General features: G+C 63.6%; 12 protein-coding genes and 1 riboswitch. Of the genes, 6 read left to right on the top strand and 6 right to left on the bottom strand.

Annotated features, from left to right (window positions below; all coding sequences use genetic code 11):
* Positions 1 to 114: 114 nt before the first annotated feature.
* Positions 115 to 1,299 carry a glutamate--cysteine ligase gene (locus tag HMI60_RS17685; protein ID WP_193590113.1) on the top strand — a complete coding sequence of 395 codons (1,185 nt, stop codon included), beginning with the start codon at positions 115 to 117 and terminating at the stop codon, positions 1,297 to 1,299.
* Here HMI60_RS17685 and HMI60_RS17680 read toward each other — a convergent pair.
* From HMI60_RS17680 to HMI60_RS17665, 4 genes are read right to left on the bottom strand one after another with little or no spacing between them, the layout of a single operon-like run.
* Positions 1,296 to 1,913 (bottom strand): hypothetical protein, encoded by a 618-nt coding sequence (locus HMI60_RS17680; protein WP_193590112.1) that lies wholly within the window; start codon positions 1,911 to 1,913, stop codon positions 1,296 to 1,298. The two genes, HMI60_RS17685 and HMI60_RS17680, sit on opposite strands and share 4 nt — an antisense overlap.
* A gap of 10 nt (positions 1,914 to 1,923) precedes the next feature.
* Positions 1,924 to 3,132, bottom strand: coding sequence for an O-succinylhomoserine sulfhydrylase (locus HMI60_RS17675; RefSeq protein ID WP_079581891.1), 1,209 nt, complete (start codon positions 3,130 to 3,132; stop codon positions 1,924 to 1,926).
* Entirely contained in the window at positions 3,133 to 3,543 is a 411-nt protein-coding gene (locus HMI60_RS17670; protein WP_039243084.1) for a rhodanese-like domain-containing protein, read from the bottom strand.
* Positions 3,540 to 3,803: a DUF1737 domain-containing protein gene (locus HMI60_RS17665; protein WP_018778199.1), complete on the bottom strand. Its 264-nt coding sequence runs from the start codon at positions 3,801 to 3,803 to the stop codon at positions 3,540 to 3,542. The genes HMI60_RS17670 and HMI60_RS17665 overlap by 4 nt, the downstream gene beginning before the upstream one ends.
* A gap of 13 nt (positions 3,804 to 3,816) precedes the next feature.
* A riboswitch (SAM riboswitch) is annotated at positions 3,817 to 3,928 on the bottom strand.
* Between the two features lie 155 nt (positions 3,929 to 4,083).
* Here HMI60_RS17665 and HMI60_RS17660 point away from each other — a divergent pair.
* The 4 genes from HMI60_RS17660 (at position 4,084) to HMI60_RS17645 (ending at position 8,649) form a co-directional block, all read left to right on the top strand.
* Positions 4,084 to 5,412, top strand: coding sequence for an NtaA/DmoA family FMN-dependent monooxygenase (locus tag HMI60_RS17660; RefSeq protein ID WP_018778200.1), 1,329 nt, complete (start codon positions 4,084 to 4,086; stop codon positions 5,410 to 5,412).
* Entirely contained in the window at positions 5,412 to 6,974 is a 1,563-nt protein-coding gene (locus HMI60_RS17655; protein ID WP_193590111.1) for an aromatic amino acid ammonia-lyase, read from the top strand. The genes HMI60_RS17660 and HMI60_RS17655 overlap by 1 nt, the downstream gene beginning before the upstream one ends.
* On the top strand, positions 6,971 to 8,023 hold the full coding sequence (locus HMI60_RS17650; protein ID WP_018778202.1) for a PLP-dependent cysteine synthase family protein: 1,053 nt from the start codon (positions 6,971 to 6,973) through the stop codon (positions 8,021 to 8,023). Before HMI60_RS17655 ends, HMI60_RS17650 begins: the two co-directional genes overlap by 4 nt.
* A 143-nt stretch (positions 8,024 to 8,166) precedes the next feature.
* On the top strand, positions 8,167 to 8,649 hold the full coding sequence (locus HMI60_RS17645; RefSeq protein ID WP_018778203.1) for a carboxymuconolactone decarboxylase family protein: 483 nt from the start codon (positions 8,167 to 8,169) through the stop codon (positions 8,647 to 8,649).
* Positions 8,650 to 8,795: 146 nt separating this feature from the next.
* On the opposite strand, the gene HMI60_RS17640 is transcribed toward HMI60_RS17645, so the two are convergent.
* On the bottom strand, positions 8,796 to 10,250 hold the full coding sequence (locus HMI60_RS17640) for an amino acid permease (RefSeq protein ID WP_193590110.1): 1,455 nt from the start codon (positions 10,248 to 10,250) through the stop codon (positions 8,796 to 8,798).
* A 251-nt stretch (positions 10,251 to 10,501) separates the two neighbouring features.
* A complete protein-coding gene (locus HMI60_RS17635; RefSeq protein ID WP_193590109.1) occupies positions 10,502 to 11,443 on the bottom strand; it encodes an aminodeoxychorismate lyase in 942 nt (313 codons plus the stop codon).
* An 86-nt stretch (positions 11,444 to 11,529) separates the two neighbouring features.
* Between HMI60_RS17635 and cls the strand changes: the two genes are divergently transcribed.
* The gene (gene cls, locus HMI60_RS17630; protein WP_018778206.1) at positions 11,530 to 13,002 is read left to right on the top strand and encodes a cardiolipin synthase; all 1,473 of its coding nucleotides are present in this window, start codon (positions 11,530 to 11,532) and stop codon (positions 13,000 to 13,002) included.
* Positions 13,003 to 13,004 lie beyond the last annotated feature (2 nt).

The raw sequence follows: 13,004 nt of genomic DNA, 5'->3' as shown, positions 1-13,004 counted from the left end.
TCCGCGGGTCCTCTCCGTTTCCACGGACGATGATCCAGCAGAATCTCTTTGCCGCAGGCCAAACTGCCAGTCCCACCCTGTGTTCTGGAGGCCACCCGTGACGCAGAATGGAGCATGCGGACTTTCGGGGTCGAGGAAGAACTGCTCATCGTTGATCCGGTGACGGGCATGCCCTTGGCTCTCGCGGACGCGCTTCTGGCCGGCTACGAGGAACCTGCCACGGAGACCGGACTGAGCCAGGAGCTCAAGCTGGAGCAAATCGAAACCCAAACGCGGCCGTGTCACAGCTATGCCGAACTCCTGCAGCAGATTCGCCGGGGCCGCGCCATGGCCGATGAAGCTGCCCGGCGGCACGGTGCAAGGGTTGCAGCGATCGCCACTTCACCATTGGCCTCGAACACGCACACCACCCCGGATCCCCGGTACGCCGCGATGCTGGACCACTTCGGCATCATCGCCACCGAGCAGTTGACGTGCGGGTTCCACGTTCACACTTCAGTGGAGTCCCCGGAGGAAGGCGTGGTGGTGCTGGACCACATCCGGGACAAACTCGCGGTACTCACCGCGCTCTCGGCCAATTCGCCCTACTGGCGCGGGCTTCCGACCGGGTTCGACAGCTACCGCACGCAGGCATGGAACCGGTGGCCCACGTCCGGGCCGTCATCGCTTTTTGGCTCGCTCACGGCTTATCGACGCGTGGTGCAGCGCTTGCTTGATACCGGTGTAGTCCTGGATGAGGGGATGATCTACTTCGATGCCCGGATCGCCAGGAACCAGCCCACCGTAGAGGTCCGGGTCGCCGACGTCTGCCTCCGCGCAGAGGACGCGGCGCTGATCGCGGTGCTGGTGCGGGCTTTGGTGGAGACGGCCTCCTTGGAAATGCTCGACGGCGTTGATCCCACCCCGGTGCCGACCGCCCTGCTGCGGATGGCGGGTTGGCGGGCCAGTAATTCCGGTTTGCGGGGAGACCTCCTGGACTTCGGCGATTTCCGGCCCCAGCCTGCCGCTGATGTCGTGTGGGCGTTGGTCGACTATCTCAGCCCGGTACTGGATGACCAAGGTGAATTGGCGCTGGTCAAGGCGGGCATTGCCGGAATTCTGGAGCGCGGCAACGGAGCGCTCGAACAACGGGACGCAGCGGCACGGTACAGCGCCAGGCATCGTGACGGCGGGAACCCACCCGGCTCCGAAGCCCTTGCCGCCGTGGTCTCGCACGCTGCGAAGGTGACTGTTCGTGGCACCGCGACGGGCGCGTTCAAGGACCCGGTCCCGCTGCTGACCAGGGTGCGGCGGCCTTAGCCCTCGATGTCTCCGATGTTCTCGCTATCCCCGATGTCCCCGGGTTCCGGCCACGCCATCAGGTACGCTCCGACGGCTCCTTCGGTGAGGTAGAAAACCAGGGGCGGGATGTCCTTGGTGGTCGTCAGGACGGTCCCGGAAACCACGGCCATCCCTGCTGCCGTCATCCCCGCCCATCGTTTGGCGGGGGACTTCAGCAGGCTGCCGCCCATGGCAGCCAAGCCCAGCACATGCAGCCATGAGTAGGCGAGGAACGGTGCATTGGATCCCCGAAAATAAGCGAAACGCTCAAGATCCGAGGCCCGCCGCGACAAGCTGTAGATGAAGAATGGTGCGCCCGCGAGCAGCGCTGTTGCTGCCGCGGACGCCCACGCTTTGGAGGTCCCTGCCGGTTGTGCTTTCGAGAACGCCAGGAAGCCCACCGGGACTGCGACGGTTCCTGCAGCGGCCGCGTGGTGGCCGATCACCCATCCGCGCTCGCTGGCAAGCAGCAAACGCAGGCGCTCTGCGGGGTCGTGCATGAGGTACACGCGGGATCCCGGTGAAATCCCGGCCAACCACACCACCGATCCCGCAACGATGACAGCCCCCGCCCGGCGGTACGGATGCCTCATGCCAGCAAGGTTAGACCTGTTTGAGGGCCTTCTCCAGATCCAGGATGAGATCGTCCACGTCCTCCAGCCCCACCGACAAGCGCACCACGCCATCGGACAGCCCGATCGCCGCCCGGCCCTCCGGACCCATGGCCCGGTGGGTGGTGGTGGCAGGGTGGGTGATCAGCGACTTGGAGTCACCAAGGTTGTTGGAGATGTCGATGACACGCAATCCATCAAGCAGCGCGAACGCGGCTTCTTTCGCGGAGCGGCCAGCGGACGGCGAGAGCTCGAACGTGAGCACTGTGCCGCCGGCTTTCATCTGCTTCGCGGCGAGCTCGTACTGCGGGTGCGACTTCAGCAAGGGGTACTTGACCCAGCTGATGGCGGGTTGCTGCTCCAACCATTCCGCGATCTTCAGGGCCGATGCCGAGCTGTGGTTGACTCGGAGCCCGATGGTTTCCAGGCCCTTGGTCAACACCCAGGCGTTGAAAGCCGAAAGCGATGGCCCCGTGTGGCGCATGAGCTGCTTCACCGGTCCATCGATGAACTCCTTGGTGCCCAGGATCGCGCCACCGAGGACGCGTCCCTGGCCGTCGATGTGCTTGGTGCCTGAGTACACAATCACGTCGGCGCCCAGCTCGCCACAGCGCTGCAGCAGGGGAGTGGCAAAGACGTTGTCGACGACGACAGTCGCCCCAGCGGCATGCGCCAGTTCGCTGACGGCCTGGATGTCCACGATCTCCTGCATCGGGTTGGACGGTGACTCGAAGAAGACGGCGGTGGTCGGCTCGGAGAGAGCCTCACGCCACTGGTCAAGGTCCGGTCCGTCCACAAACACCGTCTCCACGCCCCAGCGCGGAAGGATCTCGTTGAGGATCACGAAGCAGGAGCCGAAGAGGGAACGGGCAGCAACCACGCGGTCACCGGCAGCCAGCAGGGCACCCAGTGCGGTGAACACGGCGGACATGCCGGACGCCGTCGCGAAGCAAGCCTCGGTACCTTCGAGGAGGCGCAGCCGCTCCTGGAAGGTGGCCACGGACGGGTTGCCGTAGCGGGAGTAGACGAAGCGTTCGTCCTCGCCGGTGAAGGCGCGTTCTGCCGCGGCGGCGGATTCGTAAACGAAGCCGGAGTTCAGGAAGACGGGTTCGGCCGTTTCTTGGAAGTTGGTACGGTCAAGTCCACCGCGAACGGCCTGGGTGTCGGGGCTCCAGCCGGCGGCGTCAGGATTGAAAGTCACTTACTCGGTCCCCAGATTCGTTGGCAGGCCACGGTTCTTCCAACCATTGACGGTGCGTTCGCCGTAACGGTCGGGTTCGCCTTCAAAGCCTTCAAGGACGTTGTAGGCGGTGAATCCTGCCTGCGTGGCGGCGATGGCGGCGGCGATGGAGCGCTGGCCGGAGCGGCAGATGAAGACGAGCTCCACGCCGTCGTCCTCGGGTGCCTGTTGTTGCAGGTCCTCGATGAAGCGGGAGTTCGGGATGCCGCCGGCGAGGTTCCACTGGATGAACAGGGGATCGTTCTCGGTGGCTTTCGTGTCGGGGATTCCGATGTGGGCCCATTCGCCCTCGGTGCGGACGTCCACCAGGATGGCGCCCTGTTCAAGCTTGGCCCACGCGTCCTGCGGGGTCAGGTCACCTGCGTAGCTCATGCGTGGCCCTCGAATGCTTCTTCGTCGTCGGTATCCAGTTCATCAACGGCGTTGGCGACTGCGGCATCGGCGCTGGCAATCGCGGCGGGCAGGACGACGGCCTGCGCGACGATCACGTCGGTTCCGTTGAACGTGGCGGCGGGGCTGCCGTGCAGTACGTACCCATCCGCCAGGGCGTTGGTGATCCGCTCACAAAAGTCGCGGGTATCCGGGCCTGTTATCAGGCGGTAAGAGAGTTTTTCTTCAGTGGGTTCAGGCATTGCTGGTGCTCCTCAGTCACGCTTGCAGTTCGAGTTGTCGATACGCCGAGTAGTCACCTGAGGCACCCCGCCGGAGAGAGGGTTGCCGACCAGCAAGTCAGGGCTTTGCGCTGGTTCTCATTACTCAAGAAAAACGTAGCATTCACGACGACGGCCCGCACGGCGGCCGTCGTCATGTTGCGTAACCGGGCGGTACTGGAGTACGGGTCCAATTAAGACGTCCCGGGAGCATAATTGACGCAGTACGACCCCCTGTAACTTCGTATGAAATCAGGTCGCGGTGAACGGACAGAGCAGTTCTACACTCAAGCCCATGCTGCATTTTGGTTGGTTTGTGGGGCACGGTTTCGGGGTGCAGGGCTGGGGCACTCCGGGCTACAGCCTGGGGTACGACTGGAAGAAACCGGCCCTGTACCAGGAAGCCGTGCGCGCTTTCGAGCTGTCCGGGCTGGACCTGTTCATCATCGAGGATTCCCTGACCGTCCCGGACACCTATGGCGGTACTGCCGAGGTTTCGCTGGCCCATGCTTCCTTTGCGCCGAAACACGATCCTTTGGCGTTGGTCCCGTACTTGCTTTCCGCCACGGAGCACCTGGGGATCGTTCCCACGGTCAGCGCTTCCTTCTACCCGCCCTTCACCGCGGCCCGGCTCCTCGCTACCCTGCAGCACTTCTCCGAGGGGCAGCTCGGATGGAATGTGGTCACCTCGGGCAGCGATCTCGCCGCGCAGAACTACGGCTTGGACCAGCAGATCGAACATGACCTCCGGTACGAAAAAGCGGAGGAATTCGTCGACGTCGTCAGGCGGCTTTGGCGTAGCTGGGAGGCCGACGCTGTACTTGAGGACGTTTCAGCCGGGGTGTTTGCGGACCATACCAAAGTGCATCCGATCAACCACGACGGCGACTTCTTCAAGGTCCGTGGGCCGTTGAACACGGCACCGTTGCCCGAGGAACCCGTGCTTGTCCAAGCTGGCGCCTCTCCGCGGGGCAAAGCGTTTGCCGGCGGTCACGCGGATGTGGCAATTGCGCTCGCCCGCGGCGTTGACGGTATGAAGGCCTACCGGGATTCGATCCGGGCCGAGGCGGCGAAAGCCGGGCGGAATCCCGACGACGTGAAGGTGCTTTTCGTGCTGAAGCCCACCGTGGTGGGTTCCACAGCCGAGGCCGAGGAGCTACGGGCGCAGCGCCGGGAATTGACGCAGCGTGACATCGACAGCCAGCTCAACTCCATCTCCTACCTGTCCGTGATCGACTTTAAAAAGTTCGACCTCGATGCCCCGCTTCCGGAGTTGAGCACCAACAGCAACCAGGGCACGTTGGAGCACTTCGCCAAGGCTGCCCCTCCCGGGTCCACTCTGCGTGAAATCCTGCAGGCACGCAGCGGTGGTGCCGGGGATTCGATCATCGGCACGGTGGGAGAAATTGCGGATTATCTGGAGGAGACCGGCGCGGCCGTAGGGGGCGACGGCTTCCTGTTCTCCGGCTTTGTTGATCCGGTGACCGTGCACGGTGTGCTGGACAAGCTGACCCCGGAACTCCGCCGCCGCGGCCTGTTGAGGAAGAGTTACGGCAACGGCGGATTCCGCCAAAACCTGCTGGATTTCTAATGGGCATTTTCACCATCGGGACGGGCCCCATCTCCGCGTTGGCTGTGGCGGAAGCGGCTGCGGATCCGACGTTTCACGTGGAACTCAACCAAGAAGCGTTGAATTTGATCGGACGGGGAAGGGAGATCGTGGAGCAGGCGGCCGCTTCCGGCCAACGGGTCTACGGCCTGAATACCCTTCTAGGGTCAGGCCGGGACACTGCTGTGGAGGAGAAGTCCCTCCTCGCCTACCAGGTGCAGGTCATCAGGTATCACAACAGCGGCGTAGGCCCGTATCTGGATCGTGCCGCAGCGCGCGCAGTGATCCTGGCCCGGCTTGTCGGGTTCAGCCGGGGCGGATCCGGGGTTCGTGCCGGGACCGCCGGGTTCTATGCCGAACTGCTCAACCGCGGCGTCTACCCCGCCATCCCGCGCGAAGGGTCCGTGGGTTCCTCCGACCTGACCCAGCTGGCCGCCGTCGCTGCCGTAGCCCTGGGCGAGGGAGAAGCGTTCGACGCCTCCGGCATGCTGGTGCCCGGCGCCAAAGCCCTCGCGGACGCCGGTCTGCAAGCCCTGCAACCTGCTGCCGGAGAGGCCTTGGCCCTGGTGAGCGCCAATGCCTACTCCGTGGGCGCGGGAGCCCTCGCCTTGGTGCGCCTGCAGCACCTGGCCCGGCTCGCCGACGTCGCGCTTTCATTGTCGCTGGAGGCGATCGCAAGGTACGACGGCGGCGGAAACCTCAGTCCCTTTTCGCCGGCCATCCAAGCGGCCAAGGCGGTTGACGGCCAGCGGGACTCGGCCGCCGCTGTTCGACGGCTTCTCAGCGGTGGCTGGCTGGAGGATGTCCGCAGGGAAGCGTCGGTACAGGACGCGTTGTCCTTCCGGGCTGCACCGCAGACCCACGGGGCGTTCCGGTTCTTGGTGGCGCAGTTGCGTTCGGGCCTGGAAGTGGAGCTGAACGGCCGGGGAGACAACCCGTTGGTCGATGTGGAGTCGGGAACGATGGTGTCCGGCGGGAACTTCCAACCCATGCAGCTGGCGTTGTCCTTCGAAAGCCTGCGGTTGGGATTGGCGCACGTGGGGATTTCCAGCGAGCGGCGGATCGCCAAGCTGTATCCACCGCAGCGGGCCATCCGGGCGAGGCACCTGGCAGCGGCGTCCTCCGCGCCCGGTGCGGCGTCTGCCTTGATCCAGGAGGAGCTGCCCGGGCTGCTCTGGTATTCCGCGGCCGGACTGTTGGCCGAACTCAAATTCCTGGCAGCGCCGGCAACCCTCGGCGCGCCCACGCTCTCAGCCGACATCGAGGACCACTCGACGCTTGCTCCGCTGGCCTTGCAACAGCTGGAGAAGTCGATTGATGCCGCGGAGAAGCTCCTGGCCATCGAGTCCCTCACGGCTTCCTACCTCCTGCTGGAAGCCGAAGCTGCACAGCCGCTCGGCAACGGGACCGGGCTGGTGGCGGGCCGGCTTGCTGATGTGTTGGCGGACCGGCCTTCGGCCCCGGACCTGGTGGAGCGCTCGCGGACGGTGCTGCGCGAAGCCGTGGATCAGCTTTTCACTGAAACAGAGGAGGCGACGCCATGAGCACGGCCACCCGTAAGCATGGGTTGCATGCACTGCCCGGGGGTCTTGATGGTCTCGACGCCTCGGTCCTGGAAAAGGTGGGGAACACTCCGCTGGTCAAGCTGGAGAACTTCAGCCGCGGGCTCGGCAGTGTCATCCACGTCAAGCTGGAGTCCGAGAACCCCGGTGGTTCCATCAAGGACCGCACGGCACTAAGTATGGTGCGGGCTGCCGAGCGCTCGGGGGAGCTGAGGCCGGGGGCCACCATTGTGGAGAGCACGTCCGGTAACACCGGGATCGGGCTGGCGCTGATCGGGCACCTCACGGGCCACCCGGTGGTGGTGGTCACGGGCGACACCATTTCCGAGGAAAAACTCGCTGCGCTGCACAACTATGGCGCGCGGGTGATCCTGACGGATTGGAACGCGCCGTCCGAGTCTCCGGAGAACGCGCGAGCCGTGGCCGCCCGGATTACCGCCGAAACACCCGGCGCCTGGCGGCCCATGCAGTTCGACAATCCGGCCAATCCTTTGGCACATTACGAGACCACGGGGCCGGAGATCTGGGAACAGACGGGTGGGCTGGTGACGCATTTCGTGGCCGGCATCGGTACGGGCGGCACCATCAGCGGCAACGGGCGTTACTTGAAGGAACAGGTAGCAGCCTCAAGGCCGGGAGGGCACGTTGAAGTGGTGGGTGCCGACCCCTACGGTTCCGCGTACAGCGGGGGTCATCCCGGCGAAATCCTGGTGGACGGCGTCGGCAACTCCTGGCCGCAGTCAGAGTGGCCCAAGATCTTCGACCGCTCCATCGTTGACCGCTTCCTCCGGATCCCCAACGACGAGGTCTACAGCACGGTCCATCGGCTTCTTGACGAAGAAGGGCTCGCGCTGGGGCCGTCGTCCGGTCTCGCTGTCGCGGCAGCAGTGCGCGTGGCCCGCGCCGCGCCTCACGGTTCGGTGGTGGTGGCCATAGCGCCCGACGCCGGCACCAACTACCTGAGCAAGGCCTTCAACCCCGTGTGGCTGGCCGAGAACGGCATCCGCCTGGCCGCCGACACCCCGGAGTGACCCTCCCTCACATCCCGCGTGCTTGGCGGTGACGCTCGCTCACGTTCCGCGTGCTTGGCTGTGACCCTCCCTCACATCCCGCGTGCTTGCCGGTGACGCTTGCTCACTTAAGCTCTCCGAGCGCAGTGCGTTAAGCTCCAGACATGCCTGAACAGGAAACAAAACCGCGGCTGGCCGGTTATCTCGATAAGCAGCAACCGGACCTCTACGCGACGCTCAGCCACTATTCGCAGCAACTCGTTGACGAAGCTGACCGGCTAGGGATCCCGCGCCGGACCCTCGAACTGATCAATTACCTGTGTTCGCAGATCAACGGGTGCGCGTTCTGTTTGGATCTCCACCACCGTCGGGCACTGAAGTACGGCGAGACGGAGCAGCGCCTGTCATTGGTGGCTGTGTACAAGGAAGTGCAGTTGTTCGAACCCAGCGAGGTCGTCGCCATGGAGATCGCGGAGCAGATTACCCGCATGAGTACCTCCCGTCCCAGCCCGGAACTGTTTGCCGTGGCGCGTCAGCACTACAGTGACGAACAGATCAGTGTCCTCTGCATGGCGGCGATTGGAATCAACGCTTTCAACAGGCTGTCAATTCTGAGCGAGCACCCGGTGCGGGCAAACAAGAAGTAGACCCAAGGCCATCAGCCGCGGAGAGTGATTGTGCGCAGGCGGGGTGAGGTCCGCCGTCGATCTTCCACAACAGATCAGCCCCTGGGCAACCGAAAGAGTTGTCCAAGGGCTGATCTGCATCCCAACAGGGTCAGGAATCCGCGGCGCTAGGAGTTGACGGCCTTTTTGAGCGAGCGGCGGCGTCCGTACTTGAAGTAGAAGAACGCGTAGCAGGCACCCACGAAGGGCACTCCGAACAGGAGGGCCGCCACTTGGTTGGGATCGAACGCGATGCCGATCAACGACACAACGCACAAGGCGAATGCGAGGATCGGCACCAGCGGGAACAGCGGCGCTTTGTACGGCAGAGTGTTGACGTCGCCACCGTTCCTCACGAACGTCCTCCGATAGATGAAGTGTGAAGCCACGATCGACATCCACACACCCACTGTCGCAAAGCCGGCCACGGAAACCAGCACCAGGTAAACGGTAGCCGGCGCAACGACGCTGCTGATCAGCGAGGCGAGACCGCCGAGCATGCTCACGCAGAGGGCAACCAGCGGGATGCCGCGCTTGGTGAGCTTCTTGAAGACCTGGGGTGCGTGGCCTTCGTCGGCCAGCGAGAACAGCATGCGGGCACAGGAGAAGAGTCCGCAGTTTCCGGCGGAAAGCAACGCCGTGATGATCACGAAGTTCATGATGTCCGCCGCGTACGGGATGCCGAGCATGGAGAAGACGGTGACGAACGGGCTCTCGTCCACGCTGACTTTTTCGTACGGGATGGTTGCCGCGATCACCGTGATGGCACCAACGAAGAAGATCATTAGGCGGATCACTGTGGTACGCATTGCCTTGGGGATGTTCGCGCCGGGGTTGGCGGTCTCACCAGCTGCAACACCGATCAGTTCGGAACCGGAGAAGGCATAGAAGACGGCCAGGCACGTGACAAAGACTCCCGTGAAACCGTTCGGGAAGAGCCCGTCAGGGGTGCTGAAGTTCTCGCCGAACGTGGGGTAGTCGCCCGTTGCAAGGGGGTGGAAACCGGTAAGCGCGGCGCCGCCCAGGATGATGAGGCCGACGACGGCGGCGACCTTGATGAGCGCGAACCAGAACTCCGATTCCCCAAAGACGCGCGATGAAATGGCGTTCAGGCTGAAGAGGACTGTTGCGAAAACGAAACACCAGATCCAGACATCCACGCCCGGGAACCACCGTTGCATGAGCAGCCCGGCCGCGGTGAATTCCGAACCAAGGGCCACAGCCCAGCAGAGCCAGTACAGCCACGCCGTGGCAAAGCCTGTGGCGGGTCCGATGGTGCGGGCGGCATAGATGTGGAATGCGCCCGAAACGGGAAACGCAACAGCGAGTTCCCCGAGGCAGGCCATCACGAGATACACCACGACAGCGCCGATCAGGAAGGCAAGCACCGCGCCCAGGGGGCCGGCGGTGGCGATGGTGTAGCCGGAACTGACGAAGAGGCCTGAACCGATGACACCGCCCATGGCGATCATGACCAGGTGCCGGGCCTCCATGGACCGGCGGAGTCCTGATGGTGAGGCGGCAGTTGCGGACTGCGCCTCGGTTGCCGATGCTTCGGCTTTTGTGGGGGAGCTGAGTCCCATATTCCCTCCGGGAAGTTAGCCAGCAAAGTCTGAAGTAGTGGCAGTCGGACGTGATCCAACTAACACGAGAACAAGATTCATCACATGACGAATGACCATTTCAAGGAGGATAAGAAATGCGATTGGACGCACAATTTGCTCATAGCTGAGGCCAAGAGTTCCTTATCATTGAGTCATGCGAGCAATTACTCTACTTGCGACCTGCTAGGTTCCAAGCGGAGCATCCTTGGCAGACGCCCCAGGGCGGACCTCTATTCGATACCCGCGAACAATTCGTTCAGCTCGGCTGTGAGCTGCTTTCGGATGGCGGGTGTGCCGACTTCCTTGCCGTTGATGTGGTTCACCGGAGCGATCAAGCGAATACTCGAGATGAGCCACACGGCGTCGGCGTCGAACAAGTCTTGCGGCTCCAGCGGACCGTAGCCAAGTTCCCAGCCGGCGGCCTTGGCTGCCGCGAACAGCGCACCCTGCGAGGTTCCCGGAAGGATGCCGCTGTCCAGCTGCGGTGTAATCAGGCGGCGAACAGTCCTGACGGAACCAGCGCCGTCGTCCACTTCTTCAAGGTGCGCCAGCAGCACGGTGGACGTCGGCCCTTCCAGGACGCGGCCGTCGGTCGAGGTGAAGATCGCGTCGTCGGCGCCTTGCTTATGCGCGTAGCGCAGTGCGGCCATGTTGACGGCATAGGAAAGTGTTTTGGCACCGAGCAACAGCCATGGCGCGCGCTCGCCGGCTTCGGTGTCGAAGCCGCGGTCCAGAAGCACGACGTCGATGCCCGTCTCGCGCTGCCGGCGACTGCCTGCGGGTGAGGGCGAAGCCTGTACCCAGCACGTGGGGCTCGCCGCACCTTCAACACCGCGGGTGACGATGAGTTTGACCACAACCTCGTCCTCCTCAGGCGTGGGCGCAGGGTGGGTGCTGCGGAATTCCGTGATGGCCGTTTCGATGGCCCGCCGCCAGGCGTCCTGATCGGGCAGCGTCAGGTCCAAAGCTGCTGCAGAACCGGCCAGCCTGTTCAGGTGTGCCTGGACTTTCCGGGGCCGGCCCTGGACAGCCAGGAGTGATTCGAACACGCCATCTCCGCGTGTAGCTCCCAGGTCCGTGGCCATGAGCTGCGGTTGGGTGGAATCGGCAATTCGGCCGTTTTCGAAGGCGGGGTCCAGGAAAACGAGGACCGTGGGGGCTGCTGAGGTCATGGTCCCAGCTTAGTGCGGGGCCACCGCTGATGACTTTGCCGGATAGGCTGTGGTCACTGTTGTCCATGAACCGTGGGGGTTGTCAGGTGCTCTTTCCTTTTCCGTTTGGCCAGGAGTGGACCTGGTTGCTGGGTGCGTGGGCCATCGCGGAAGTCATCATGCGGATCGTCCTGCTGGGTATCATTCCCGGCAATCGCCGTCCCACGACGGCCATGGCATGGCTTTTGGCTGTGTTCCTCATCCCATCCGTGGGCTTCGTCCTGTTCCTGTTGTTTGGCAATTTCAAACTTTCCAAGCGCAGGCGGGAGCAGCAGGAAGAAGTCAACCGCCGCGTCCGTGCCGTGACCTCCGATCTTTCGGATCCGGTGAGCGTCTACTCCGGACCCGAGTGGGTGAAGTCGGCCGGGGAGCTTAACCACAGGCTGGGCTCGCTGCCCATGGTGGATGGCAACAAGGTGGAGCTGATCCCCGGCTACCACGAGTCCATTAAGGCCATGGCCGAGGCCGTCAGGGACGCCAAGAATTACATCAACGCCGAGTTCTACATCATGAGCAGTGACTCCGTGACTGATGAGCTCCTGACTGAGCTGGAGAAAGCGGCTGAGCGGGGCGTCACTGTGCGGCTCCTCTTCGACCACATTGGAACGTTGCGCGTCAAGGGCTACCGCCGCCTGATCCGCAGGCTCAAAGCGGGCAAGATCCAGTGGAAGCGCATGCTGCCCCTGCTGCCCATCCACGGCCAATGGCGGCGTCCGGACTTGAGGAACCACCGCAAGATCATGGTGATCGACGGACAGGTGGCATTCACCGGTTCGCAGAACCTCATTGAGCCGTCCTACAACAACCCCAAGCACCACAAGGTGGGACGCAAATGGGTTGAGCTCATGTCCAGGCTTGAAGGCCCGATCGTCCCCACCCTCAACGTGGTCTTCGCGACGGACTGGCTCAGCGAAACGGACGAGTCCCTGGAGGACCAGCTGCGCCTGCCGGCGTTGCCGTCCCCCGGCCAGGTCACCGCACAGGTTGTGCCCAGCGGCCCGGGGTTCGCGACAGAGAACAACCTGCGGCTCTTCAACACGTTGATCTACTCGGCGCAGCACCGGATTTCAATCTGCAGCCCGTACTTCGTCCCCGATGATTCCTTGCTGTACGCCATCACCACTGCCGCCCAGCGGGGGGTGGACGTGGAGTTGTTCGTCTCGGAGAAGGGCGACCAGTTCCTGGTGCACCACGCCCAGCGCTCCTACTACGAGGCGCTGCTGAATGCAGGGGTGCGCATCTATCTCTACCGCGCGCCATACGTCCTCCATGCCAAGCATTTCACCATTGATGACGAGGTGGCGGTTCTTGGTTCCAGCAACATGGACATGCGCTCCTTCTCCCTCAACATGGAGGTCTCGGTGATGCTGCTGGGCTCCGAGACCGTGAACCTCATGCGGGCCGTGGAGTCCACGTACCGCGAGGTATCCCGTGAGCTTATGCTGGACGACTGGATGGACCGGCCCCCGCTGGCCAAGTATGTGGATAACGTGGCCAGATTGACGGCAACGCTCCAGTAGTC

Origin of the sequence: Paenarthrobacter sp. YJN-D, assembly GCF_015040335.1 — a bacterium.
GTDB classification, from domain to species: domain Bacteria; phylum Actinomycetota; class Actinomycetes; order Actinomycetales; family Micrococcaceae; genus Arthrobacter; species Arthrobacter nicotinovorans.
Note: the sequence above shows the minus strand (reverse complement) of the source record. Positions and strands in the feature narration are given on the sequence as shown.